This is a genomic window from Pseudomonadaceae bacterium SI-3 (assembly GCA_004010935.1).
Lineage (GTDB): Bacteria > Pseudomonadota > Gammaproteobacteria > Pseudomonadales > Pseudomonadaceae > Stutzerimonas.
Window position 1 is genome coordinate 825,728 of sequence record CP026511.1, and the last position, 26,222, is coordinate 851,949.

A 26,222-nucleotide genomic window follows, 5' to 3' on the forward strand; every position below is an offset into this window, starting at 1 on the left:
CTACGACCCGCTCCGCTGTATCTGCCCTTTGCGTTGCATCGGAAGGCGGACGCGTACGCAGAGCCCTCCTAGCTCGCTCTGCTCCATTGACAGCTCACCCCGCCAAGCAACCAGAATATCGCGCACGATACCAAGCCCCAGCCCATGCCCTTCGGCATGTTCATCGAGGCGGATGCCGCGCTCCAGCACTGCTTCGCGACGTTCCGTCGGGATGCCCGGCCCATCGTCATCGACTGAGATGAGATAGCCGTCGCTGATCGGGGCGATCGTCAGCCGCACCTGCGACCGGGCAAATTTGCAGGCGTTGTCCAGCAGGTTGCCGAGCAGCTCCAGCATGTCTTCACGGTCCCAAGGCAAGCGGCATCCTTCATGGCTATTCCAATGCAGATCGAGATCCCGACGGTGGATCATCCGCAACGTTTCGAACAGCGGGGCGAGTTCTGCGGCGCAATCGAAATAGCTGCCGGGCAGCACGTCGCCAGCCAGGCGTGCGCGGCCCAGTTCCCGCGTGACCCGTTGTTGAATCTGCTCGAGCTGTTCCGCAAGGCTGGCCTGCAGCTCCGGATGCGCTGCCATTTCCTCACGTCGAACCAGGCTGCCGAGCACGGCCAGGGGCGTCTTCAATGCGTGGCCCAGATTGCCCAGCGCATGGCGTGAGCGTTTCAGGGTGTCGTCGGTGTGCGCCAGCAGATGATTGATCTGCTCCACGAGCGGCTGCAGTTCGATAGGTGCCTGAACGTCCAATTGCTGACGTTGCCCCTGCTGCAGCTGCGCAATCTGCTGGCGCGCTCGCTCCAGCGGCCGCATGGCGAGCTTGACGGCGTAGCGTTGCAGCAACAGCAACACCAGCAGCGCCAGGCCGACCAGTCCCAAGCCACTGAGCCTGACCTGGGTAAAGCTATTGAGGATGGGCGTGTAATCTTGCGCCACGTTGATGGTGATGGTTTGCCCGTCGCGCCGGTAGGTGGCTCGATAAGCCAACAGCCGCTGATCCTGCGGGCCATCCAACAGATCCTCGGCCATGCCATTGCCAGCCGGCCAGGTCGGATCCGCGTCCCACAGTGAGCGTGAGCGCCAGCTGCGCGCCGGCAGGTCGATGCGGAAATAGTGGCCGGAAAATGCGCGTTGATAACGAGGGTTGAGCCGGCTCGAATCCAGCACAAACCCCTCCGGGCCCTGAACCACGGCCATCAGCAGGCCTTCGGTCTCTTCCCGTAGATCGGTGGCCAGGTTGCGCCGCAGGCCCGACTCGAACAGCCAGAGACTGCTCTGGACCAGCAACAGTCCGACCAGCAGCAGCACCGAGATCAGTCCGATACTGAGACTGCGCTGGATCGACTTCAAGGCGCGCCGCCGAAGCGATAGCCCTGGCCGCGGCGGGTTTCGATCAGCTCGCGGCCGAGCTTGCCGCGCAGTCGGTTGACGTGCACTTCGATGACATTGGAGTCACGCTCGGTTTCGCCGTCGTAAAGGTGTTCGGCCAGCTGGGTTTTCGACATGAGCTGGCCGGGATGCAGCATGAAATAGCGCAGCAGACGAAATTCGCCAGCGGTCAGTTCGATGTCCTGACCATCCTTGTGGCAGCGCTGGCGTGCTTCGTCCAGGGCTATTCCTCCTGCCTGCAGCAACGGCTGGTTGGCTACGCCGTGGGCGCGCCGCAGCAGTGCCTGGATACGCAGTAGCAGCTCTTCGGGATGGAAGGGTTTGGTTAAGTAGTCGTCGGCACCGGCTTTCAGCCCTTCGATGCGTTCGGCCCAGGAGTCGCGCGCCGTCAGGATCAGCACCGGCGTTGCCAGGCCTCGGCTACGCCAAGCGCGCAACACCTCGAGCCCCGGCTTGCCAGGCAGGCCGAGATCCAGAACGATCAGGTCATAGGGTTCGCTGCTGCCCTGATAGTCGGCGTCGCGACCATCTGCCAGCCAGTCGGTGGCATAGCCCTGGCGCGTGAGGCTGGCGACCAGCTCATCGGCCAGCGGCACATTGTCTTCGACCAGTAACAGGCGCATCAGTCTTCTTCGTCCTTGAGCAGACGACCGTCGCGCGCGTCCAGTTCCAGCTCGCGGGCGACGCCGTCTGCAGTCAGCAGTTCGATCTCGTAAACGTAGATGCCATCCTCTTCTTCCAGTTCGGCTTCCAGCAGCCGGGCGCCGGGGTGGCGCTCCATCGCCTGGTTCAACAGGCTTTCCAACGGCTGGATCAGCCCCTCGCGACGCAGGCGCAGGGCTTCATCCTGATCCAGGTCGCGGCTCGCCACCGGAGTGGCGGCGAGCAGCAAGGTCAGTGGAATGATGAGAAGAGGGGCGGGTCGCATTAGTCGTCCTGATGGTCCTTGAGTACTTCGCCGGTCTTGGCGTCGAGCTCCAGGTCCCATTGCACACCTTTGTCGTCGCGCAATTCAACCTGATAGATGTGGCGACCGTATTCTTCTTCCAGTTCGGTTTCCTCGACGGTAGCCCCGGGGTGCTTGGCCAGTGCAGCTTCGTTGAGTTTCTCGAAGGATTGGATGGTGCCCGCATCGCGCAGCTTCAAAGCTTCATCCGGTCCCAGATCGCGGGCCATGGCCAGGTTGGCGCCGAGGGCGAGGGTGGCGGCAGTGATCAGCGTAGTCAGTGTTTTCATGGTTTCGTTTTCCTGTGTGGGTTTCGACGATTCACAGGTTACGAGGCGCGGCTTACGCGAAACTGAACGAGGCGTCGTGAGACGGGGGCGCAGGTGGGCAGTAATCCTCGCCGCGGCATTGTCCAATACAAGGTACGTCCACCTGTTGCGGGAGGTCTGCCATGAAGATATTCCATTGCGTCACGCTCAGCCTGATATTGCTCGCCCCGCCTGCGCTGGCCCAGGATCTGCTCAAGCCTGAGGGGCCCACGGGTTCGCCAGAGATCAACGGCGGACCCGCCACCGAGATGGTTTCCGAGCCGGTGATTCACGCCACTGGCACCATCGAAGCCCTGGATCGTGAGCGGGGTGTGGTGACCATCGTTCATGGTCCGATCCCCGCGTTGAAGTGGCCAGCAGCGACCATGGACTTCCAGGCTCTGCGCGAGCAGCTGGAGGGGCTTTCACCTGGTGATCAGGTTCGCATCAGCTTCCAGAGTGAGGGCGACGAAGCGGCTCTGGTGTCCATCGAGAAGCCCTGAAAGGCGCATTCCAGACGAATTGCGATGAACCCTCGATGACTGATGTTGCTCGTATGTAACAGGGCTGTCATACGCCCAACGCTCATTCAGCAGAGAGGATTGACCATGTATCACAAGAAACTGACCGCCGCGCTTGCCATTGCCGTATTGGGTTCTACCAGCACCATCGCACTGGCTGACTCGCCGGGCGCTGACTGGATTACCTTCGAGCAGGCCATGGAAAAGGCCAAGGCGGCGGGCTACACCGAGCTGCATAGCCTGGAAGTCGACGACAAGAGCTGGGAAGGCAAGGGCCTGAAAGCTGATGGCAAGAAGTACGAATTCCAGATGGAAGGCACGACCGGCAAGATCATGCTGGACGAGGAAGACTGACAGCTCGACAGGTTACAACTCACCGCGGGCCGCCAGCTCACAGATGCGGTCTGCGGTGCGGCAGGCGATGGCCTGGATGGTCAATGAGGGGTTCACGCCACCCGAGGTCGGAAACACGGACCCGTCGCAGATCCACAGGTTGGGGATGTCCCAACTGCGGCAGTCACCATCCACCACGCTGGTAGCCGGGTCGTAGCCCATACGTGCGGTGCCCATCAGGTGCGCGGTACCGTCTGCTTCGCTCCAGATGTCACGCGCACCCATGCCTTCCAGACCACGGCGCATGAAGTCGATGGAGTGGTCTACCAACCGTTGATCGTTGTCACCCATCGACCAGGTGACCCGAGCGATGGGTAGTCCGTACTGGTCTTTTTCCTCGGCGAGGGAAACGCGGTTGCGCTCTTGCGGCAGTGTCTCGCCGACGATCTTCAGCCCGACCTGATGGTTGTAGTGCGCCATTTCATCCACCAGCGCCTGTCCCCAGAGACCGTGATTGCCGGTCTGAGTCGCAGCCCAGGCGGCCGGCAACGGCCCCTGGCTCATGATCGCGTAGCCGCCATGGAAATCCTTGCCGCGGTCCTCATAGTTCCAGTGCTCGGTGATCGCTAGCGATGGCGGCCCCTTGTACCAGCGGATCTCTTCATCGACACGCCCCCACACCGCCTGGTTGGTATGCACCATCAGATTCCTGCCGACCAGACCGCTGCTATTGGCGAGCCCGTCCGGATGACGCGGGTTCGCTGAATTGAGCAGCAGCCGCGGCGTCTCGATGGCATAGCCAGCGACCACTACATGGCGTGCGCGCTGGAAGCGCCACTCGCCGTTACGGTGGTAATGCACGCCGTTGGCGAGGCCATCGGCGTCCGTTTCGATGCGACCCACCATGGCCAGGTCGCGAATCTCCGCGCCGGCCTTCAATGCCCGTGGAATCCAGGTGTTCAACACGCTCTGCTTGGCATTCGTCGAGCAACCGGTGACGCAGAAGCCGCGGTAGACGCAGGGCGGCGCGTTGTCGCGCGGCGCCGAGAGCGTCGCCAGGGGTGTCGGTGCCCAGTCCACGCCCATGGCTTCGCAGGCCTTGGCCAATGCCAGGCCGGAAGCATTCACCTCATGCTGTCGATAAGGGTAACGGGGGCGCTTCGGGCCCCACGGATAGCGCACCGGACCGGCGATTTTCAGTGCCTGCTCGACCTCTTCGTAGTAATGCCACATCTCCTGCCAATCGATTGGCCAGTCGAACCCGTAGCCGAGCAGCGAACGCGCCTTGAACCACTCGGGACGCATGCGCAGCGAGACCATGGCGAAGTGCACCGTGCTGCCGCCGACCGCTTTGCCGCTGTTGTTGGTGCCGAGCTTCAGCGGGTTTTCGCCGTCGCACAGGCGTTCGTCGGTCCAGAACAGTTTTTCCTGATGCGCCTCGTCAGAGGCGAATTCCTCCAGCGGTCGCCACCAGGCACCAGCGTCGAAAGCGACCACCGAGAAGCCGGCTTCGGCCAGCTTGCAGGCGAGGGTGCCGCCACCCGCGCCGGTGCCGACAATGGCGAAGTCCACTGGCTCGTGCTCCGGATATTCACGCATCGGCACCCAGCCATGGCGCTGGAAGACATCCGGCGCACGACCGGCACCGCCGCGTGGGTGATAAAGCGCATCCAGTAGTCGATCAGCGGACATGGCGGTTCAACTTGCTGGCTTTGGCTTCTTCGCCGGGATGAGCTTCGGCGGCTTCCCAGCTGTCGCGGCTGTCTTCGGCGAGGCGCACGTAGCCGCGTGGGCTGGCCGGGCCGCCGAAGCCGAGTTCGTTCCAAGCGGTCGGGTGGCTGTAGTAGGCGGCGCTGATGTCGTGCACCACGCGGTGGCTGAAGAAGGCGGCGGCGGGCATGCCTTGCCAAGCGGCGCTGTTCAGCTCGTCGCGCTGCATGGCGGCGATCAGTGCGTCCTGCTCGGCTGCGGCCAACTCCGCGAAACAGCATTGATGGCGCTGCTGCGCTTCGCTGTCGAGGGCGTCGAGGCCGAGCGGCCAGGCCTGCTGCAGCGGAGGCAGTCGCGCATCACGGTAGCCGTCGCCACGTCCCTCGGCGACCTTGAATTGCACCAGCGCGGCGACCGGTATCGGTGGTCGATCCGTTGGCTGCGGGACGATGCGCTCGCACAATGCCTCCAGCGTGCGTCGTTGCGTCGTGTTGAAAAAACCGTGTTCGCGCGGCACCGCCAGCCGGCGGTCGACGACCTGACGGCTCGGCTCGTTCCACGATGGCCCTTGGCGTTTGCGCAACACGTCGTAGTCGGGGTAGCGGTTGTTCATCATTTCCACCATCGGTATTGGGCAAGTTCCTTTTCCTCATCCAGTAGCGAATGCGCGGCCAGCCCGGCCAGCGCTAGGCCGGTGAAGCTTGGCGGGGCTGGCAGCGGCGGCCCGGCCTGCAGATTCTGTCGCCAGTTGCGCCAGCCGCCGTTGTTGCGAGCGATCCCCAAGGCGTGAAAACCGGCACCGGCAAAGCCCATGAAGGCAGTGAAGCGCAGCACCAGGCGCGACGCCCAGCGCAGCCGTCGCCGCCGCGGGCTGGTCAGGGCGCTGGTGGCGAGCAGCGCGGCGGCGAGCGGCGGGGCGGTCACGGGCAGGTACATGGCCGGGTTCTGAAACGAGCCGCGAAAGTGCAGCAGCCCGGCTTCGGCTGTGGTGCCGAGCAGGCCGGCAGCGGCCATCACTGCGACCGACTTGCCGGCCGGTAGGCCAAACACCCGAGGCACAGCATCACCACTGGCGTTGCGCAAACGTTCGGAGTAGTACCCGAGCAGGCCGGACAGCACCAGCGCGGCGGGCGCTCCCAATGGCGCCGCATAGAACAGGTTGCTCCAACTCAGGCCACCGGGACGTTTGGTCACGTTGTAGAGGTGAAAGCCGGCACCGACCAGCCCGGTCAGGCCAGTCAATACGTAGATCGGATCTCGCACCTTACTGGCGAAAGCGTCCGGGTCCTGCTGGCCTTGACCGCTGGCCAGCAGCGAGAGCGTCGAGGCCGCCAGTGGCGTGTACATGGCGCGGTTCTGGAAATCCCCCCGGTAATGCTCCAGCGCGCTGTCCAGCGCCACCGAGGTGGCCAGCAAGCCCGCGCCACGGTTAAGCGTCCGCGCAGCGTCGACCATGGTGCCCTCGCTAGGGCTGAACAGCAGACCGCGACCGCGTTTCTCGTGTTTCTGCCAGCTCAGTGCAGCGAGCCCCAGCGTAGTGGTTGCGCCAACGGCCAGTAGCCTGAGTTGCGTCCGTGAAACCATGAGTCCCCCGTCAGATTGCGTAGCGGCGAGCATCGGCCTCGCGCAACGTCAGGCCGTGGCCCGGCCGTGCCAGGTCCGGCGCTATCCGGCTGCGTTCAACCTGTGGCGCTCCGTCGAACAGCAGCGACTCCAGCCTGACGTGATCGTGAAACCATTCCTGATGACGAAAGCGCGGCGCGGCGCAGCAGGCGTGCAGGTGCAGCGCCGGGGCGCAGTGCGCAGACAGGTCGAGATGAAATGCCTCACACAATCCGGCCGCCTGGAGGAAGCCACTCACACCGCCGCAGCGGGTAAGGTCCGCCTGCAACACGTCCACCGACCCGTGCTCGGCCAGTCGGCGAAAGTCGTCCGGCGTGTAGGCGTATTCGCCCGCCGTTACATCCATGGCCTGGCCGCTGGCGCCGAGGGCTTCACGTACCTGGCGTAGCCCGGCCAGATCGTCGGAACTGACCGGCTCCTCGAACCAGCCGACCTGTAGCTCGGCGATGCGGTGGGCAAAGGCAATGGCACTGCGCGGTGTATGCGCCCCGTTCGCATCGATGAACAGCCCGGCTTCGCCGATTGCCTCGCGTGCGACGCGAACGCGTTCAGCATCACGCGGCGAGTCGGCACCGATCTTCATCTTCACCCAGTGGCAGCCGTCCTCTTGTACCCAGCGGCCCAGCTGTTCGCGCAAGCGCCCATCGTCGTAGCTGGTGAAGCCTCCGCTGCCATAGACAGCGACGTCTTCACGGCGCATGCCCAGCAGGTGCGCCAGCGGCAGATCGAGTAGCCGCGCCTTGAGATCCCAGAGCGCCGTGTCCACCGCCGAGATGGCGCAGGCTGCGAGGCCGGAGCGCCCCAGGTTGCGTACGCTCGCCCAGAGCCGCTCGTTGAGCTGGCCAATGGCGAACGCATCCGCGCCTTCAAGCAGATCGCGAAAATGACCCTCGATCAGCCGCACCAGCGACGCGTCGGCATAGGTGTAGCCCAGCCCGGCCTGGCCGCCGGCCTCGAGCTGCACCACTACCAGAGTGGTGGCGTCCCACTGGAAGGTGCCGTCGGCCTCGGGCGCATCGGTCGGGATGCGGTAGGCCGCCACCTGCATGCTGCGGATGGCGGCGTCCGGACGCTTGGTCATCCCCTGTCCTTGCCCTCATCCCTGTCACGTCCAGGCATGAACTTGCTGAGCACCTGCTTGGCTGATTGCTTGATGATCCCGGCCTGATCCGGATCACCCTGCAGCAGTACCGAAGCGTAAGCTTTGGCCTGTTCCAGTGTGATGTGCGGGGGCAGTGGCGGTACGTCCGGGTCGGTCTTGAATTCGATCAACACCGGCCGATCCGCCGCGAAGGCCTTGTCCCAGGCTGCCGCGACCTGATCTTCGCGGTCGACGTAGATGCCGATCAGGCCAATGGATTCGGCGAAGCGGTGGTAAGGCACGTTGGGAATATCCTGCGACGCCTCGAATTTCGGGTCGCCCTCCATCACGCGCTGTTCCCAGGTGACCTGATTGAGGTCCTCGTTATTGAACACGCAGCAGATCCACTGCGGGTTCTGCCATTCCTTCCAGTACTTGGCGACCGTGATCAGCTCGGCCATGTTGTTCATCTGCATGGCGCCATCGCCGACCATCGCCACTACCGGGCGATCCGGGTGACAGAACTTGGCGGCAATGGCGTAGGGCACCGCTGCTCCCATCGAAGCCAGGCCGCCGGAGAGCGAGCCCATCATGCCGCGGCGCATCTTCACATCGCGGGCATACCAGTTGGCGCAGGAGCCCGAGTCGCTGGTGATGATCGAGTAATCCGGCAGCCGTGGTGACAGCTCGAAGGCGACACGCTGCGGGTTGATCGGGTTGGCCTCCACCAGGGCTCGCTTCTCCAGCACGCTTTCCCAATCCATGCGCCACTCTTCGACGCGCTTGCGCCATTTGCGCTCAGTCTTCTCCTGCAACATGGGCAGCAGCGCGCGTAGGGTTTCAGCCGAGTCGCCCTGAAGATTCACTTCCATCGGATAACGGATGCTGAGCATGTCGGCCTTGAGGTCGATCTGTACGCCGCGGGCCTGACCTTCTTCAGGCAGGAATTCGGAGTAGGGGAAGCCTGAGCCGATCATCAGCAGGGTGTCGCACTCGGTCATCAGCTTGTAGCTCGGCTCCGTGCCCAACAAGCCGATAGAGCCGGTGACCCAAGGCAGATCGTCAGGCACGGCAGCCTTGCCCAGCAGCGCCTTGGCAACGCCAGCCCCGAGTTTCTCGGCCACGGCGATGACCTCGTCGGTGGCATTCAACGCACCGGCGCCCACCAGAATGGCGACCTTTTTGCCATCGTTGAGCACCTCGGCGGCACGCTGCAGGTCAGCTTCGTAGGGCACCATCTTCGGCAGCGTATAGCCGATGCCGGAATGCACGGCCCCGTGGGCGCGGGGAGGTTCGCTGTACTCGGCGTCCTGCAAGTCGCTCGGCAGGATGATGGTGGCGACCTTGCGCTCGCCGACTGCGGTGCGGATCGCCCGGTCGATCAAATGCCGAACCTGCGGCGGTGCGCTGGCCTGCTCGACGAACGCACCGGATACATCCTTGAACAGCGCCGGCAGGTCGATTTCCTGCTGGTAGTGGCTGCCCAGTGACGTACGCGATTTCTGACCGGTGATTGCCAGCACCGGCATGTGGTCCAGTCGGGCGTCATAGAGGCCGGTAATCAGATGCGCCGCACCCGGCCCGGACGTGGCGATACAAACCCCCAGGCCGCCGTTGAACTTGGCGTCGGCCGAAGCCATGAACGCGGCCATTTCCTCATGTCGGGCTTGAATGAAACGGATCTTTTCATTGGAGCGATTCAGCGCGCCGAACACACCGTTGATGCCGTCGCCGGGGTAGCCATAAATGCGGCGCACGCCCCATTGGTAGAGGCGTTCGATTACGTAGTCACCGACTGTCATTGCCATGGAAACCTCGCGTGGTCTGGGCGTGAGCGTTCAGACACAAGGGGCTGGAACCTCAAGGCTGCCATCGTGCGCTGCGCTGCGCTGCGCAGCGAAGCGGCCCTTCGCAACCCTATGCCTGGCTGTTCACGTCTGGACCGGACTGTGCCGTGAGGGTTTCCCGAAAGTTCGCTTGGGTGACGGACGAGCCTCTTCTTCGGCGCCGCGACGGTAGGCAAAAGGGTATGAAATGGACTGCCGTCCTCGTCGCGGCTGAAATCGCTTCCGGCCGAGGACAGCCAACGGAACTGCCACGGCTCGGCTGCGATGTTGAAGTATCATTTCGCGCCTCTTCGCTCAGACGGTCGCCATGTCCATGCCCGCCCCAAACGCTCGCAGCACCCTGCATCTTCCCCAAGGCAACTGGGCGACCGTGTTCGACTGCCTGTGCGCGCATTTTCCGGCGATTGACCGCGACACCTGGGCTGATCGCTTCGTACGAGGGCGCGTACTTGGCGCCGACGGGCAGCCGCTGGAGGCGACGCATCCTTATCAGGTCGGGTTGAAGGTCTACTACTTCCGCGAGGTGCCAGACGAGAAGCCAATTCCCTTCGAGGAACAAATCCTGCACCTCGACGAGCACCTGCTGGTAGCGGACAAGCCGCACTTCCTGCCCGTGATGCCGGCTGGGGAATATGTCAACGAGACCCTGCTGGCGCGCCTGAGCAAGGGTGTGGGCAATCCCAATCTGGTGCCTATCCATCGCATCGATCGCCTGACTGCCGGGCTGGTGCTGTTTTCTACCAATCCCGAAAGTCGCGGGCGCTATCAGGCGTTGTTTCGTGAACGCAAGATCGACAAGCGCTACGAGGCGATCTGCCCAGCGCTGCCTGATCTGGACTTTCCGCGTGATGAACGCTTGCACATAGTCGACGGCGAACCTTTTTTCCTGATGAAGCGGGGCGACGGCGAACCCAACAGCGAGACGCGCATCGAGGTGCTCGAACGCCGCGGCGAGCTCTGGCGCTATGCGCTTTATCCAGTCACCGGGCGCAAGCATCAGCTGCGTCTGCAGATGGCCACGCTGGGGGCCGGCATCTGCAACGACCCGTTCTATCCCGAACTGCTGGAACGCGGCCGGCGTGATCAGGACGACTACGCCAACCCGCTCAAGCTGCTGGCGCGTGGTCTGGAGTTTGTCGACCCGGTGACCGGTGAGCGGCGGCGGTTCGAGAGCCGGCTGCAGTTGGATTGGTAGTTTCCAGAGCTTATTCGCCGTCTTCGTGGGGGCGCTGGCTCCTAGATCGCCAGCAAGCTGGCTCCTACGGGAATAATCTGCATTGCAGGTCGCGGAATTGGCGACCCGTAAAACCCGCCTTGGCGTGCCCAGGCTGGTGCGTACGACCACCGCACCGCTTGTGTAGGAGCCAGCTTGCTGGCGATCCGCTTCCGCGCCGTTTTGCGGTGCCTGCAAGAACTCCGCGCCTCGCGCAACTGGGCAGCGTCGCGGCACCTTCTCGTCAGGTCCCAGTCGATATTCCTGTCCCCGCACCGAAGCAAAGCCGCCATGCCTGAAGGCCCATCCATCGTCATCCTTCGCGAAGAAGTTGCCGCATTCACCGGCAAGACCATCGAGCGCGCGGAGGGTAATAGCAAGCTCGACAAATCAAGCCTGGTCGGCCAGACGGTGCGGTCGTTTCGCAGTTGGGGCAAGCACTTCCTGATCGAGCTGAACGACGTCTCCTTGCGTATCCACCTGCTGCTATTCGGCAGCTACCGGATCAATGAGCGCAAGGAATCCGCGCCGCGCCTGAGCCTGGGTTTCCCGAACGGTGAGCTGAATTTCTACGGCTGCTCGGTGCAATTCATCGAAGGTTCGCTGGACGAGGCGTACGACTGGAGAGCGGACGTCATGAGCGACGCCTGGGACAACCGCACAACGCTCAGGAAGCTGCGCAAACGGCCACGACTGCTCGCCTGCGATGCACTGCTGGATCAAACGCTGTTTTCCGGCTCCGGCAACATCATCAAGAACGAGGTGCTGTTTCGCACCCGCATCCATCCGCTTTCGCTGATCGGCGATCTCTCTGCGCCGAAGCTCAGGGAGCTGACGCGTGAGGTCCGGACCTACAGCTTTGAGTTCCTGCAGTGGAAGCGAGAGGGCACGCTCAAAGCGCACTGGCTCGCGCATACCAAAACCACCTGTCCGCGCTGCAAGATTCCCTTCGTCAAAGCCAAGTCGCTGGGCCGCAGTAAGCGCCGCGCTTTCTACTGTGAGCGTTGTCAGAAGCGCTACGGCGACAGTGATCAGGTTTCGGTCGATGCACCGGTCGCTGAAGAGTAGCGATGCTTGCGGATATGCTTACGCCGTTTATTCGCTCCCGCTTTTCCCGATTCGAGGACTGCTCGTCGATGCCTACCGCGCTGCTGCTGCCCCTTATTGCTTTAGTTGTGACATCGATGGCCAGTGCGGGTGAGCCGTCGCTCGATCTGCGAGTCGGCGATGCGCGGCTCAAGGCGGAGTACGCGCGCACCCCGGATGAACGCGAACGCGGCTTGATGGAGCGCACCGAGATGCCGGCAGACCACGGCATGCTGTTTCGCTTCGATGATTTTCGCCGGCACTGTCTATGGATGAAAAACACGCCACTTCCCCTGTCTGCAGCCTTCATGGACGAGTCAGGGCGCATCGTTGACATCATCGACCTGGAGCCGTTGAGCACCGCAATTCGCTGTTCCCGCGAGCCGGGGCGCTATGCCCTGGAGGTAAATCAGGGCTGGTTTGATCGGCACCAATCAGGGATTGGCGATCAAGTAAGCGGCATTCCGAAATAACCCGCTAAACCCACAACACGCGCCGGCACGCGAGCTAGACGGTAAGCGGCGATACGCCTCTGTCCGGCCCGCTCCGCCTGTTTAGACAAGTCACTGAACGGTCATAGCTTCGTAGGGGGGATAACGGCTCTGCCTTATCCACCGTCAAAGGCACGCTTACCACCAGAGGCATCAATCCAGCGGCAGCTCCGTAGTCCGTTTTACCTCGCTCATCGCGATATGACTGTGTGCTTCCTGAACATGCGGCCGCTGCAACAGTTGATCACGCAGGAAGCGTTCGTAGCTGTCGATGTCCTTGGCCACTACCTTGAGCAGGTAATCCGACTCGCCGGCCATCGTGTGGCACTCCAGCACTTCGGGATAACCCACGACTGCGCGCTCGAATTCGTCGAGGTTGCTGCGGCCATGGGCGGAGAGCTTGATGTTGACGAACACCGTCATGTTCAACCCGAGCTTCTTCGGGTTGAGCAGGGCGACCTTACGTTCGATCAGCCCTTCTTCCTGCATGCGATGGATGCGGCGCCAGCACGGCGATTGCGACAGCTCGACCTTTTCGGCGACCTCGGCAGCGGACAAGTCGGCGTTGTGTTGCAGCAGCAGCAGAATCTTGCGATCGATGCTGCTCAGCGGGGTCTGCATGGTTGTTCTCTTTTTGTTGTTGTTGGTGGATGGATCATGCACGGGATCGCACTTACACCGCAAAAGTAGAAAGAAAATCTCTCTTCGTCACGGCCAGACTTTTATCCAACGCGCAACGGCGGGGTGATCCCTTGCTGTGTGCTGGCTTGGGCAAGCTTTCCGTGCAGCTCCCACAGCCTTGTTAGGCGGATGGCTTAAGAAGCCGTCCAGACTCCGATAAAAACAAACAGGAGCGCCACATGTCACTGGCCGAGATCCGCCTGGATGACAAGTACCGGCTCGCAACCGGACATCTGTACCTCACCGGCACCCAGGCGCTGACCCGCCTGCCCATGCTGCAGCATCAGCGCGACCAGGCTCAGAACCTGAACACCGGTTGCTTTATCTCCGGCTACCGCGGCTCGCCGCTTGGCATGCTGGACAAGAGCCTCTGGGAAGCGCGCGATTTCCTCAAGCAGAACGCCATCCACTTCCAGCCAGGCCTCAACGAGGAACTGGCCGCGACGGCGGTGTGGGGCAGTCAGCAGACCAACCTCTTTCCCGGTGCCAAATACGACGGCGTGTTCGCCATGTGGTACGGCAAAGGACCGGGCGTGGACCGCTCCGGTGACGTCTTCAAGCATGGCAACGCGGCCGGTGTCTCGCCCCATGGCGGTGTGTTGCTGCTGGCCGGTGATGACCACGGCTGCAAATCCTCGACACTGCCGCACCAGAGCGAGCACGCGTTCATCGCCGCCTCGATCCCGGTCCTGAACCCGGCCAACGTCCAGGAAATCCTCGACTACGGCATCATCGGCTGGGAGCTGTCGCGCTACTCCGGTTGCTGGGTGGCGCTCAAGACCATCGCCGAGAACGTCGATTCCTCCGCCGTGGTGGAAGTCGATCCGCTACGGATCAAGACCCGCATTCCCGATGACTTCGAACTGCCCGAAGATGGCGTGCACATCCGCTGGCCGGACCCGCCATTGGCGCAGGAGAAACGCCTCAACCTGTACAAGATCTACGCCGCGCGCGCCTTTGCTCGGGCCAACAACCTCAACCAAGTGATGCTCGATTCGCCAAACCCGCGTTTGGGCATCATCACCACCGGCAAGTCCTACCTCGACGTGCGTCAGGCACTGGACGACCTCGGGCTGGACGAAGCGCTGTGCGCCTCGGTCGGCCTGCGCGTGCTCAAGGTCGGCATGAGCTGGCCGCTGGAGCCGGTCTCGGTGCATGAGTTCGCCCAGGGCCTGGACGAGATTCTGGTGGTCGAGGAAAAGCGCAGCATTCTCGAAGACCAGCTCACCGGGCAGCTCTACAACTGGCCGCTGGACAAACGTCCGCGCGTGGTCGGTGAGTTCGACGAGCAGGGTAATTCGCTGCTGCCGAACCTCTCCGAACTGACGCCTGCGATGATCGCCCGGGTGATCGCCAAGCGCCTCGCGCCGATCTACACCAGCGACAGTATCCAGGCCCGTCTGGCGTTTCTGTCCGCAAAGGAAAAAGCCCTGGCCGCCCGCAGCTACGACACCGTGCGCACGCCGCATTACTGCTCTGGCTGCCCGCACAACAGCTCCACCAAAGTGCCGGAAGGCAGCCGCGCCTCCGCCGGCATCGGTTGCCATTACATGGTGCAGTGGATGGACCGCCGCACCGAGACCTTCACCCAGATGGGCGGGGAGGGCGTCAACTGGATCGGCCAGGCGCCGTTCACCGAAACGCCGCACATGTTCCAGAACCTCGGCGATGGCACCTACTTCCACTCCGGCAGTCTGGCCGTGCGCGCCGCGGTGGCCGCCGGGGTGAACATCACCTTCAAGATCCTCTACAACGATGCGGTGGCCATGACCGGTGGCCAGCCCATCGACGGTGAGCTGCGGGTCGATCAGCTCAGTCGGCAGATCGCCGATGAAGGCGTGAAACGCATCGCGCTGGTCAGTGACGAGCCGGACAAGTACCCGACCCGCGAGACCTTTGCGCAGATCACCAGCTTCCATCACCGTCGCGATCTGGACGCCGTGCAGCGTGAGTTGCGCGAGTTCAAGGGCGTCTCGGTGATCATCTATGACCAGACCTGCGCCACCGAGAAGCGTCGTCGGCGCAAGCGCGGCAAGCTGGAAGACCCGGCCAAGCGTGCCTTCATCAACCCGGCCGTGTGCGAGGGTTGCGGCGACTGCGGCGAGAAGTCCAACTGCCTGGCGGTGATGCCGCTGGAAACCGAACTGGGGCGCAAGCGCGAGATCGATCAGAACGCCTGCAACAAGGACTTCTCCTGCGTCGAAGGCTTCTGCCCGAGCTTTGTCACGGTGCACGGTGGCGGGCTGCGCAAACCGGAGGCCATGGCCGGTGGCATCGCGGGCGACCAGCTACCCGAACCACAGCGTTCGACGCTGGATCGGCCCTGGAACGTGCTGATCCCCGGTGTTGGCGGCAGCGGCGTGACCACCCTCGGCGCGCTGCTGGGCATGGCGGCGCACCTGGAGGGCAAGGGCTGCACGGTGCTCGACCAGGCCGGGCTGGCGCAGAAGTTCGGTCCGGTGGTGACGCACATCCGTATCGCCGCCAAGCAGGACGACATCTATGCCGTGCGTATCGCGGCCGGCGAAACCGATCTGCTGCTGGGTTGCGATCTGGTGGTGGCTGCCGGAGAAGATTCGCTGACCCGCCTCAACGATCAGATCAGTCACGCGGTGATCAACAGTCATGAGTCGGCGACCGCCGAATTCACCCGCAACCCCGATGCTCAGGTGCCGGGCAAGGCCATGCGCGAAGCGCTGATGGATGCGGTGGGCGCCGATAAGACCCATTTCATCGACGCGACCTACCTGGCCACTCGGTTGCTGGGCGATAGCATTGCTACCAACCTGTTCCTGCTGGGCTTTGCCTATCAGCAGGGGTTGTTGCCGCTGTCTGCCGAGGCGATCGAGAAGGCCATCAGCATCAACGGCGTCGCCGCAGAGCTGAACCAGCAAGCGTTCCGCTGGGGCCGTCGTGCGGCACTGGAGCGCGAGGCGGTCGAGAAGCTGGCGCGTCCGGTGGAAATGGCCGAGCCGATATGCCAAACCCTGGAAGAGATTGTCGACTGGCGCATGAACTTCCTTACCAAGTACCAGAGCGCGGCCTATGCCAAGCGCTATCGCTCGATGGTCGAGCGTGTGCGCGCGGTGGATACCGCCGATGACCTGGCGCTCTCGAAAGCCGTGGCGCGCTACTACTTCAAGCTTCTTGCCTACAAGGACGAATACGAAGTGGCGCGGCTGTACAGCGAACCGGAGTTCCGCCAGCAGCTCGAGGCGCAGTTCGAAGGCGACTACAAGCTGCAGTTCCACCTGGCACCGGCCTGGCTGGCCAAGCGCGACAGCACCACTGGCGAGCCGCGCAAGCGTGAACTCGGGCCTTGGGTGCTGAACGCCTTCAACGTGCTGGCCAAGCTGAAGTTCCTGCGCGGCACGCCGTTGGACGTGTTCGGCTACGGCCATGACCGCCGTGTCGAACGCGAACTGATCAGCGAGTACGAGCGCAACCTTGATCAGTTGCTGGCTCAACTGAAGCCGAGCAACTACCGCACGGCCGTAGCGATTGCTGCGCTTCCGGAACTGATTCGCGGCTACGGCCCGGTGAAGGAGCGCTCCATCGCCAAAGCGCGGCAACAGGAGAAGTTGCTCAAGGAGCAGCTGAACCGCGGCGACGAGGTGCAGACCGTGCGGCTGTTCGAGCCGGCGGCCTGAGGCGCCCCGGGGCTGGGCGCTCGTCGAGTGGGTCCGAGGTGTTCGGTGGGCTAAAGCCCACCCTACAGAACTAGCGGAGTTTCAGGCTTGTGGTGGGCTGAAGCCCACCCTACGGCCAGGCCGCGACGACGAGCTGCAGCTTTGTAGGGTGGGCCGGGCGGCGTTCCGCTTAGCCCACCGTTCCCCAATACGCCGCACAGAACATTGAAGGGGCCTGGAATGACGGGCCCGCACAGAACAACAAAGAGGAATCCGCAATGTCAGTCTTCACCCATCCCGATTTCGATGGCCACGAGCAGGTGGTGTTCTGCCACGACAAGGCCTCGGGCCTGCGCGCGATCATCGCCATCCACAACACCACGCTCGGCCCGGCGCTGGGCGGCTGCCGGATGTTCCCCTACGCCAGTGACGACGATGCCGTGCGCGACGTGCTGCGCCTGTCTCGTGGCATGACGCTGAAGTCTTCCCTGGCCGGGCTCAAACTTGGCGGGGGCAAGGCCGTCATCATTGGCGACCCGCATACCGGCAAGAGCCAGGCGCTGCTGCATGCTATGGGCGACTTCGTCGACAGCCTCGGTGGTCGCTACATCACCGCGGCCGATTCGGGTACCGGCGAGCCGGAAATGCAGGCCTTCGCCCAGCGCACCCGCCACGTCATCGGTGCGACGCCGCGCACCACGCTCGACGGCAGTATCGCCAGTGGCGATCCCTCACCGTCCACCGCGCTGGGTGTATTCGTCGGCCTGCGCGAGGCGGTGCGTCAGCGTCTGGGTCGTGATGATCTGACCGGTCTTAAGGTCGCGATTCAAGGTGTCGGGCATGTCGGTCTGGGGCTGGCCCGGCACTTGAAACAGGCCGGTGCCGAGCTGTGGGTTTGCGACATCTTCGATGCCAACGTGCGTCAGGCCATGGAGGAGCTGGGTGCCAATGCGGTGCGCCCGCACGACATCTACGGGCTGGACGTCGATGTGTTCGCCCCGTGCGCCATGGGCGGCATCCTTAACGCCGAAACCCTGCAGACCCTGCGTGCGCCGGTGATCGCCGGTGCCGCGAACAACCAGCTGGCGAGCCCGGAGATCGGCGCCGAGCTGCAGCGTCGCAACCACCTCTACGCGCCGGATTACGCGATCAATGCCGGCGGCATCATTGACGTGTACTACCAGCGCGTCGGCGGCAGCGCGGCGCAAAGCGATGCGCACATCAGAGGCATCGCAGAAACCCTTCGCGAAATCTTCGAGCGCGCTGCCAGCAGTGGCGAGTCCACTTCGATCGTCGCCGATCGATTGGCGCAGGAGCGGCTTGGCGGCGTGCATGCAGTGCCAAACCAGCCGCAGCGCCTGCAGGCGTAACGAGCATGAGGGCGGCCGAGTGCCGCCCGTTTTGTTTTCGGCAGCCCGAGCCGTTCTGCCGAGCGTGTGCAAATCCCTGACAAAAACAACAAGCAGGAATCCACAATGACTGACAAAAGCAGCATTGCCGCCGGTACTCTCGGTGGCGCCTCCGTTCGTACTCAGCAAAGCGCCGCGCGCGGCCTCTGGTCCTCGCGCTGGGTGTTCTTTCTGGCCGCTACCGGTTCCGCGGTCGGTCTGGGCAATATCTGGAAATTCCCTTACATCACTGGCGAGAACGGTGGCGGCGCCTTCGTACTGGTCTATCTCGGCTGCATCCTGCTGATCGGCATTCCCTTGCTGATGGCCGAAGTGATGATTGGCCGGCGTGGTCGGCAGAACCCCGATGGCGCAGTGGCTCGCCTGGCCAGAGAGGCCGGTGCCAACACCAAATGGCGCGTTGCGGGTTGGCTCGGTGGCCTGACCGGCTTTCTCATTCTCAGCTTCTACCTGGTGGTGGCTGGTTGGGCGCTGTCCTATATCCCGACCACGCTCAGCGGGACTTTCAGTGGCGTAGGTGGTGATGCCAGCGGCGAGCTATTCAACGGCTTGCTGGCCAGCCCGATGCGGTTGATCGTCTGCGGCACGCTGGTGCTGGCGGCGACCATGCTGATCGTCGGTTTCGGTGTGCGCGGCGGGCTGGAGCGCTCGCTGCGGTTCCTTATGCCGGGTCTGTTCGTGCTGCTGCTGGGGCTGGTCGGTTATGCCGCAGTCACGGGCGAATTCCTGCAGGCGCTGGAGTTTCTCTTCGTGCCGGACTTCTCGGCATTGACCGCCACCAGCGTGCTGATTGCCCTGGGGCATGCCTTCTTCACGCTCAGCCTCGGAGCGGGCGCGATGATGGTGTATGGCTCCTACCTGCCGGAAGGCACCTCGATCGCCAAGACCTCGGTACTGGTGGCGCTGGCTGACACCGTCGTCGCGCTGCTGGCCGGTATGGCGATCTTTCCGCTGGTGTTTGGCAACGGTCTGGAGCCGGGCGCCGGGCCGGGGCTGATCTTCGTCACCCTGCCCATCGCCTTCGGCCAGATGCCGCTGGGCCAGGTGGTCGGCGGGCTGTTCTTCGTCATGCTGGTAATCGCCGCGCTGACCTCTGCGATATCCCTGAGCGAACCGAGCATTGCCTGGATGACCGAGCGCTTCGGCCTGAGCCGCCTCAAAGCCGTGCTGGTCAGTGGCGGCCTGCTTTGGGTACTGAGCCTGGGCAGCGTTTTCTCCTTCAACCTCTGGGCCGACTACCAACTGTTCGGCAAGACCTTTTTCGACAGCCTCGACTACCTCACCACCAACTGGCTGATGCCATTGGGCGGGCTGATGACGGTGCTGTTCACCGGTTGGGTGATGAAGGAACAAACGGTGCGCGACGCCATCGGTATTAGACACGGCGGGTTGTTTCGCGCCTGGTGGTTGCTGCTGCGCTTCGGTACGCCGCTGGCGATCGTGCTGGTGTTCCTCAACTTGAGCGGGCTGATCTAGGGGAAGCGCAGTCGCCGTCGCGTTACGCACAATCTAGGTGGTTGAGGAGGCGCGGTGCGACCAGCTGTCGCACCGCGCCGTCAGGTTTTCGTTACGCGCTCACCGACGCAACCTTGCATTGCGGCGCTCGCGACGGGCCGTAAAGAAAACCTTCCAGCTCAAGTGAGTTGAAGCAGCGACCGGTGCTACTGGCGGGCTTGTGCACCCCGTCGGAGTGGTTTGTTATGAGGGCGGCCAAGCCAATCCTGCGGTCTTGCGATCATTGATCGCCAGGGCTGCGGGGACGGTCAAAGGATATTGCCCGCCACAGAGAAACACGTACTGGGAGCGTTATGAGCAGTGAAACAACCACAACGGCCGGTTCGTCGCCCACGCTGAAACTCTACGGCTACTGGCGATCCAGCGCCGCCTACCGGGCACGCATCGCGTTGAACCTCAAAGGCCTCGCCTTCGAGAACCTGCCGGTGCATCTGGTCAAGGACGGCGGCCAGCAGCGTTCGGCCGACTACAAGGCACTCAATCCGCAGGGGCTGGTGCCTTTGCTGGTGGACGGCGACGAGCGCATCAGCCAATCGCTGGCGATTCTCGAATACCTGGAGGAGGTCTTTCCGCTACCGGCTTTGCTGCCGGACGAGCCGGCCGACCGTGCGCGGGTGCGCTCATTGGCGCTGCATATCGCCTGCGACCTGCATCCACTGAACAACCTGCGCGTATTGCAGTACCTCAGCGGCCCGCTGGGTATCGAAGACGAGGCGAAGCAGCAGTGGATCCAGCATTGGATTCACACGGGCCTCGCTAGCGTCGAAGAGGGGTTGGCCGCGTTCGACGGCAAGCTGTCACTCGGCAGGCGGCCGGGCTATCTGGAGGCATGCCTGATTCCTCAGGTATACAATGCGCGCCGTTTTGCCTGTGACCTCAGTGCGTATCCGCGCATTTTGCAGATGACCGAGCAGTGCGAATCCCTCGAAGCCTTTGCCAACGCAGCTCCGGAGGTGCAGCCCGACGCTCAATAGGTTTATCCGCCTTGCACTCCGTCGCGTCATGAGCGCGGCGGGTTCGATTCCGTCACAGATAACAACAAACAGGTGACGCATGACCCGTGAAAAACCCAAGAACCTCTGGCTCTCCCGCTGGGGCTTCATTCTTGCCGCGACCGGCTCTGCAGTCGGCTTGGGCAACATCTGGAAATTCCCTTACATCACCGGCGAGTACGGCGGCGGCGCCTTCGTGCTCATGTACCTGGCGTGCATCCTCGCCATTGGTATTCCGGTGATGATGACCGAGATCGCCATCGGCCGTCGGGGTCGTGGCAGCCCCATCGATGCCATTGGCAGAGCGGTCCGCGAAAACGGCAGCAGCTCCCTGTGGAAGGGCGTCGGCGGCATGGCCATGGCGGCCGGCTTCCTGATTCTCTGCTTCTATGTGGTGGTGGCCGGTTGGGCGTTCGCTTATACGGTGAAGATGCTCGACGGCTCGCTGGCGGCCAGCTCGGTCGACGGATTGGCGCAGGTGTTCGAGGCGCACAACGCCAACCCCTGGCAGCTCGGTGGCTGGAGCGTACTGGTGGCGTTGTTGACGCTATGGATCGTGGCCAAAGGTGTACAGCAGGGCATCGAAAGTGCGGTGCGCTGGATGATGCCGGGCCTGGCGGTGATGCTGTTGATCCTGGTTGGTTATGCCTTCACCAGTGGCGGCTTCGATCAGGGCTTCGCCTTTCTGTTCAGCTTCGATACCTCCAAGCTCACCGGTGAAGCGCTACTGGCCGCACTGGGCCACGCGTTCTTCACCCTCAGCCTGGCGTCCGGGGCGATTCTGACCTACGGCTCCTACATCCCCGACGGACAGTCCATCGCGCGGACCACCTTCATGGTCGCGATTGCCGATACGGCCGTAGCGCTGCTGGCGGGGCTGGCGATTTTCCCGATCATCTTTGCCAACGGCATGGACCCGACTGCCGGACCCGGCTTGATCTTCATGAGCCTGCCGCTGGCCTTCCAGCAAATGCCGTTCGGCACCGTATTCGGCACGCTGTTCTTCGCCATGGTGTCGATTGCCGCGCTGACGTCAGCGATCTCTATGATCGAAGCCACAGTGGCCTACCTCAACGAAAAGCACGGCATCAGCCGTCTCAAGGCCGCCATCGGCGCCGGTGCGGTATTGCTGGTGATCAGCCTGCTGGCGATGCTCTCGTTCAATCTGATGGCCGGCTGGACGCCAATGGGCAAGAACTTCTTCGACTGGCTCGACTACCTGACCTCGCGCTGGATGATGCCGCTGGGCGGGATCTTCATCGTGATCTTTGCCGGCTATGCCCTGCGCAGCGAGATCATGCGTGACGAGCTGGATCTGCCACCGCTGGGCTATGCGCTGTGGCTGTTCATGGTCCGCTATGTCTGCCCAGTGCTGATCACCATGGTGTTCCTGCATGCCCTCGGCTGGCTGGGCTTCGACCCGCTGGTGCGCTGGTACTGGATTGCCGGAGCCATCGGTGCGCTGACTGTTCTCGGCGAGGGGTTGCGACCTCGCGTTCTGCCGGCGCTGACTGGGCGCAACGCCTGATCATCAGCAGAGTCTCGATCTAGGCGACTAAGCGGCACTTCCGGCAACGGAAGTGCCGTTTTTGTAACTGGACTGCAGGCGTCTCAGCGAAAGGTCAGACGGCCAGCCCCCCCCGTTGTCACTGGCTTCGCGACAGACAGCACCCTAAAGCTCTCTAACGCGTTGCCGATAATCTGATCAGCGCAAGGACGCTTCAACAGAAAACGGATCTTCGTATTGACCCAGATCAGTTCTCGGACCCGCGCCCATGCCCAGTCGTCTTAAATTCAGCCACAAGATCTTGCTGGCCGCCTCGCTCGTGGTGATCGCGACCTTTGCCCTGTTCACGCTGTTCAACGATTATCTGCAGCGCAACGCGATTCGCGACAACCTCGAAAGCTACCTGAATGAGATGGGTGAAGTCACCGCCCATAACATCCAAAACTGGCTGTCTGGTCGGATCCTGTTGGTGGAAAGCGCTGCGCAGTCCATCGCCAACGACAGCTCCGATCAGAGCGTGGTTGCTCTGCTTGAACAGAAGGCGCTCGTCTCGACCTTCGGCTTCACCTATCTGGGCGAGCAGAACGGCCGCTTCACCATGCGTCCGGAAGACGAAATGCCCGCCGGGTACGACCCGCGCACCCGCCCCTGGTACAAGGACGCGGTGGCTGCTGGCGGAACGACCCTTACCGAACCCTATGTTGACGCGGCCACGGGTGAGCTGATCATTACGATCGCCACCCCCGCACGCAGCGGCAGCCAGACGGTTGGCGTGGTGGGCGGCGATCTGGGTTTGCAGGCGCTTGTCGATATCATCAACGCGCTGAACTTCGACGGCATGGGTTACGCCTTTCTGGTCAGCGGCGACGGCAAGGTGCTGGTGCATCCGGACAAGACCAAGGTCATGAAGACCCTGGCTGAGATCTATCCGCAGAACACCCCGTCCCTGACCAAGGGCCTGAGCGAAGCGGAGCTCGACGGCCAGGCACGCATTCTCAGCTTCAGTCCCGTTCCGGGCCTGCCTTCGGTGACCTGGTATGTCGGCATCTCCGTGGAAAAGGAAAAGGCTTACGCGGCGCTGTCGAGCTTCCGTACCTCGGCGCTCGTTGCCACTGTCATCGCTGTGGTGTTCATCATGGTCCTGCTGGGCATGCTGATCCGCGTGTTGATGCGGCCACTGACCGATATGGGCCGCGCGATGAGCAATATCGCCGAGGGCGAGGGCGACCTGACCCGCCGCCTGACAGTGCAATCGCAGGACGAATTCGGCACGCTGGCGCTGGCCTTTAACCGCTTCGTCGAGCGTATCCACGGCTCGATTCGTGACGTGGCCTCGGCTACCGAGCAGGTCAATGAAGTGGCGCAACGTGTACTGGCCGCCTCCAACTCGTCGATGCTCAATTCCGATGAACAGGCCAGCCGCACCAACAGCGTCGCAGCGGCGATCAATGAACTCGGCGCCGCCGCGCAGGAGATCGCCCGCAACGCGGCCGACGCCTCGCAGCAGGCCAGCGGTGCCAGCCACCAGGCCGAAGACGGTCGCAAGGTGGTCGAGCAGAACATCGAGGCCATGAAAAGGTTGTCGAGCAACATCAGCGCGTCCTGCCATCAAATCGAGGCGTTAAACACCCAGACGGTTGGCATCGGCCAGATTCTCGACGTGATCAAGGGCATTTCCGAGCAGACCAACCTGCTGGCGCTCAACGCAGCCATCGAGGCGGCGCGTGCCGGTGAAGCCGGACGCGGCTTTGCGGTGGTGGCTGATGAGGTGCGCAGCCTGGCGCATCGCACCCAGACCTCGGCGCAGGAAATCCACGGCATGATCGAGAAGCTGCAGGTCGGGGCGCGTGATTCGGTCAGCACCATGACCGAGAGTCAGCGTCAGAGCGAATCGAGCGTCGGCATCGCCAACCAGGCCGGTGAGCGACTGGGCAGCGTGACCCTCGCCATCGGCGAGATTGATGCGATGAACCAGTCAGTCGCGACCGCCACCGAAGAACAGACCTCAGTGATCGAGTCGCTGAACATGGACATCACGGAAATCAACACGCTGAACCAGGAGGGGGTCGAGAACCTGCAATCCACTCTTCGGGCCTGTGGAGATCTTGAGCAGCAGGCTGCGCGGCTGAAGCAACTGGTGGGGAGCTTCAGGATCTGATCTGGTTTTGGTGAGAAGGGCGCTTCGGCGCCCTTTTTTCGTGCCCGTCTGTATCCGCCACTTATGTAGAAGCGAAGGGAGACGCCTAGGCTTGATCGGGTGGTCGCGGCGCGCTCATCTTGGTACGGCGCCGCCCTGACGTAGGCCCTAACCTCATGTTTCGCCCTGCTGGGCGACTCACTTTTTCCAGACGCACCTGCCCGGCCGGCAAAAAAGTAAGCAAAAAGTCTTGCCCCTGCATCCGGCCCCAGCTGCGCCGGGGTTCCCTCGCTCCGGTGACGTTCCAGGGGCCCGCGGCGACGGGCCATCCATGCCGATGGCGGCCCCGACCCAACACAGCTCTCGCGGCATCCATGCCGCTCAACCCCTTACACGACACCTGCGCTCGGCCTCCTGAAAGGGGCGATCCGGTGGTGTCTGATGGGGCGTGCAGCGAAACGGTTGTAAGGGCTATATGTAGGGTGGGTAACGCGAAGCTTACCCACCGCTTTTGGTGGGCAAGGTCCGGTATCAATCGTGGTATCGAGCGCGGTGGAAAATGCTTCGCAGTTTTCCACCCTACGAAGCTAAAGGGAGGCGAGATCTAGTCGCTTGGCAACTCTCAACAACGTAACAAATATAGACTTTGCCTTTTTGCTGATGAACAGACTATCAGACGATGCCGAACGCCCCTTTCAGGAGGCCGAATGGAATCGCTGCGTAGAGGGGCGAGCGGCATGGATGCCGCGAGAGCCGTGAAGGGCCATGGATGGCCCTTGCGCGGCGACCCTCGGAGTAGCGATGGAATGAGGGAAGTCGAGCTCAGCGAGACCCGGATGCAGGGCAAGACCTTTTGGTTCCTTTTGGGGCAATTGCCAAAAGGGACTCGCCCAGCAGGGCGAAACCAATGCCTCGGCCGACCTTGGAAATCGGGTCATACGCAGCTAACCCAAGCTCAAACAGTCCGTGGGCTCGGGGGCGGAACTTGGGGCGGCCCCAAAAGCGCGTGCTGCGCTGCCCATCACCGTGCGCAACACAACGACATTGACCCATTCCCCACCCCCATGGTCGAGATGAATCAAGGGCCTGCATTCGGGCCCCCCGATCAAAGGAGACCCCATGAAAGTTCTCATCGTGCTCACATCCCACGACAAGCTCGGCGACACCGGCAAACCCACCGGCTTCTGGCTCGAAGAGTTCGCCGCCCCTTACTACGTCTTCAAGGACGCTGGCGCTGAAATCGTCCTCGCCTCACCCAAGGGGGGGCAGCCGCCGCTGGATCCGAAAAGCGATGCGCCAGACGCCCAGACCGAGATGACCCAGCGCTTCAAGAACGATGCCGAGTCCCAAGCGCTGCTGGCCAACACGCACAAGCTGGACGAGGTATCGGCAGCGGACTTCGATACGGTCTTCTATCCCGGCGGTCACGGCCCAATGTGGGACCTGACGAGCAATGCAACGTCCATCGCCCTTATCGAATCCTTCATCAAGGCACGCAAGCCCGTAGCGGCGGTCTGCCATGCGCCTGCCGCGCTGGTACAGGTGCGCGGCGTGGACGGTGAATACCTTGTCAAAGGCAAGCGCGTCACCGGCTTTACCAATACCGAGGAGGAGGGGGTACAGCTCACTGAGGTGGTGCCCTTCCTGCTGGAAGATAAGCTGAAGGAGATCGGTGGCGACTACAGCAAGGGGCCGGACTGGTCGTCCTATGTGCTGGTCGATGGCCTGCTCGTCACAGGCCAGAACCCGGCGTCCTCCGAAGAAGCCGCCCGGGAATTGCTCAACCTGGTGAAAGCGGGCTGAGCATTGC

The 26,222-nt window shown here is 62.9% G+C and carries 22 protein-coding genes; 12 read left to right on the top strand and 10 right to left on the bottom strand.

Annotated elements, in window-relative coordinates:
* Genes C1896_03965 through C1896_03980 form a run of 4 tightly spaced genes read right to left on the bottom strand, consistent with a single transcriptional unit; the run spans position 1 to position 2,619 of the window.
* The gene (locus C1896_03965) at positions 1-1,344 is read right to left on the bottom strand and encodes an ATP-binding protein (GenBank protein AZZ44145.1); all 1,344 of its coding nucleotides are present in this window, start codon (positions 1,342-1,344) and stop codon (positions 1-3) included.
* The gene (locus tag C1896_03970; GenBank protein ID AZZ44146.1) at positions 1,341-2,006 is read right to left on the bottom strand and encodes a DNA-binding response regulator; all 666 of its coding nucleotides are present in this window, start codon (positions 2,004-2,006) and stop codon (positions 1,341-1,343) included. The genes C1896_03965 and C1896_03970 overlap by 4 nt, the downstream gene beginning before the upstream one ends.
* The gene (locus C1896_03975; GenBank protein ID AZZ44147.1) at positions 2,006-2,311 is read right to left on the bottom strand and encodes a peptidase; all 306 of its coding nucleotides are present in this window, start codon (positions 2,309-2,311) and stop codon (positions 2,006-2,008) included. The genes C1896_03970 and C1896_03975 overlap by 1 nt, the downstream gene beginning before the upstream one ends.
* The gene (locus C1896_03980; protein AZZ44148.1) at positions 2,311-2,619 is read right to left on the bottom strand and encodes a peptidase; all 309 of its coding nucleotides are present in this window, start codon (positions 2,617-2,619) and stop codon (positions 2,311-2,313) included. The genes C1896_03975 and C1896_03980 overlap by 1 nt, the downstream gene beginning before the upstream one ends.
* Before the next feature lie 161 nt (positions 2,620-2,780).
* Between C1896_03980 and C1896_03985 the strand changes: the two genes are divergently transcribed.
* Both C1896_03985 and C1896_03990 read left to right on the top strand, forming a co-directional pair.
* Positions 2,781-3,140, top strand: a complete 360-nt coding sequence (locus C1896_03985; protein ID AZZ44149.1) for a copper-binding protein — start codon at positions 2,781-2,783, stop codon at positions 3,138-3,140.
* A gap of 105 nt (positions 3,141-3,245) precedes the next feature.
* The gene (locus C1896_03990; GenBank protein AZZ44150.1) at positions 3,246-3,512 is read left to right on the top strand and encodes a PepSY domain-containing protein; all 267 of its coding nucleotides are present in this window, start codon (positions 3,246-3,248) and stop codon (positions 3,510-3,512) included.
* Positions 3,513-3,524: 12 nt separating this feature from the next.
* Here C1896_03990 and C1896_03995 read toward each other — a convergent pair whose 3' ends face one another.
* Genes C1896_03995 through C1896_04015 form a run of 5 tightly spaced genes read right to left on the bottom strand, consistent with a single transcriptional unit; the run spans position 3,525 to position 9,713 of the window.
* On the bottom strand, positions 3,525-5,183 hold the full coding sequence (locus tag C1896_03995) for a choline dehydrogenase (protein AZZ44151.1): 1,659 nt from the start codon (positions 5,181-5,183) through the stop codon (positions 3,525-3,527).
* Positions 5,173-5,814, bottom strand: a complete 642-nt coding sequence (locus C1896_04000; GenBank protein ID AZZ47513.1) for a gluconate 2-dehydrogenase — start codon at positions 5,812-5,814, stop codon at positions 5,173-5,175. The genes C1896_03995 and C1896_04000 overlap by 11 nt, the downstream gene beginning before the upstream one ends.
* A complete protein-coding gene (locus C1896_04005) occupies positions 5,814-6,785 on the bottom strand; it encodes a hypothetical protein (GenBank protein ID AZZ44152.1) in 972 nt (323 codons plus the stop codon). Before C1896_04005 ends, C1896_04000 begins: the two co-directional genes overlap by 1 nt.
* A gap of 10 nt (positions 6,786-6,795) precedes the next feature.
* Positions 6,796-7,905: a mandelate racemase gene (locus tag C1896_04010; GenBank protein ID AZZ44153.1), complete on the bottom strand. Its 1,110-nt coding sequence runs from the start codon at positions 7,903-7,905 to the stop codon at positions 6,796-6,798.
* Entirely contained in the window at positions 7,902-9,713 is a 1,812-nt protein-coding gene (locus C1896_04015) for a thiamine pyrophosphate-requiring protein (GenBank protein ID AZZ44154.1), read from the bottom strand. Before C1896_04015 ends, C1896_04010 begins: the two co-directional genes overlap by 4 nt.
* A gap of 409 nt (positions 9,714-10,122) precedes the next feature.
* On the opposite strand from C1896_04015, the gene C1896_04020 reads away from it, so the two are divergent.
* The 3 genes from C1896_04020 to C1896_04030 all read left to right on the top strand — a co-directional run bounded on the left by C1896_04020 (position 10,123) and on the right by C1896_04030 (position 12,524).
* Positions 10,123-10,947, top strand: a complete 825-nt coding sequence (locus C1896_04020; GenBank protein ID AZZ47514.1) for a pseudouridine synthase — start codon at positions 10,123-10,125, stop codon at positions 10,945-10,947.
* 309 nt (positions 10,948-11,256) lie between these two features.
* Positions 11,257-12,033, top strand: coding sequence for an endonuclease (locus C1896_04025; GenBank protein AZZ47515.1), 777 nt, complete (start codon positions 11,257-11,259; stop codon positions 12,031-12,033).
* 68 nt (positions 12,034-12,101) lie between these two features.
* The gene (locus tag C1896_04030) at positions 12,102-12,524 is read left to right on the top strand and encodes a hypothetical protein (GenBank protein ID AZZ47516.1); all 423 of its coding nucleotides are present in this window, start codon (positions 12,102-12,104) and stop codon (positions 12,522-12,524) included.
* Between the two features lie 171 nt (positions 12,525-12,695).
* Here the strand turns inward: C1896_04030 and C1896_04035 are convergent, their stop codons facing one another.
* The gene (locus tag C1896_04035; protein AZZ44155.1) at positions 12,696-13,163 is read right to left on the bottom strand and encodes an AsnC family transcriptional regulator; all 468 of its coding nucleotides are present in this window, start codon (positions 13,161-13,163) and stop codon (positions 12,696-12,698) included.
* Between the two features lie 239 nt (positions 13,164-13,402).
* On the opposite strand from C1896_04035, the gene C1896_04040 reads away from it, so the two are divergent.
* The 7 genes from C1896_04040 (at position 13,403) to C1896_04070 (ending at position 26,215) form a co-directional block, all read left to right on the top strand.
* Positions 13,403-16,873: an indolepyruvate ferredoxin oxidoreductase gene (locus C1896_04040; GenBank protein AZZ44156.1), complete on the top strand. Its 3,471-nt coding sequence runs from the start codon at positions 13,403-13,405 to the stop codon at positions 16,871-16,873.
* 257 nt (positions 16,874-17,130) lie between these two features.
* Complete coding sequence (locus tag C1896_04045) at positions 17,131-18,222, top strand: amino acid dehydrogenase (GenBank protein ID AZZ44157.1); 1,092 nt, start codon at positions 17,131-17,133, stop codon at positions 18,220-18,222.
* Positions 18,223-18,327: 105 nt separating this feature from the next.
* The gene (locus C1896_04050) at positions 18,328-19,737 is read left to right on the top strand and encodes a sodium-dependent transporter (protein ID AZZ44158.1); all 1,410 of its coding nucleotides are present in this window, start codon (positions 18,328-18,330) and stop codon (positions 19,735-19,737) included.
* 332 nt (positions 19,738-20,069) lie between these two features.
* Complete coding sequence (gene maiA, locus C1896_04055) at positions 20,070-20,750, top strand: maleylacetoacetate isomerase (GenBank protein ID AZZ44159.1); 681 nt, start codon at positions 20,070-20,072, stop codon at positions 20,748-20,750.
* A gap of 79 nt (positions 20,751-20,829) precedes the next feature.
* The gene (locus C1896_04060; GenBank protein ID AZZ44160.1) at positions 20,830-22,296 is read left to right on the top strand and encodes a sodium-dependent transporter; all 1,467 of its coding nucleotides are present in this window, start codon (positions 20,830-20,832) and stop codon (positions 22,294-22,296) included.
* Positions 22,297-22,543: 247 nt separating this feature from the next.
* The gene (locus tag C1896_04065; GenBank protein ID AZZ44161.1) at positions 22,544-24,433 is read left to right on the top strand and encodes a chemotaxis protein; all 1,890 of its coding nucleotides are present in this window, start codon (positions 22,544-22,546) and stop codon (positions 24,431-24,433) included.
* A 1,098-nt stretch (positions 24,434-25,531) separates the two neighbouring features.
* Positions 25,532-26,215 (top strand): type 1 glutamine amidotransferase domain-containing protein, encoded by a 684-nt coding sequence (locus C1896_04070; GenBank protein ID AZZ44162.1) that lies wholly within the window; start codon positions 25,532-25,534, stop codon positions 26,213-26,215.
* Positions 26,216-26,222 lie beyond the last annotated feature (7 nt).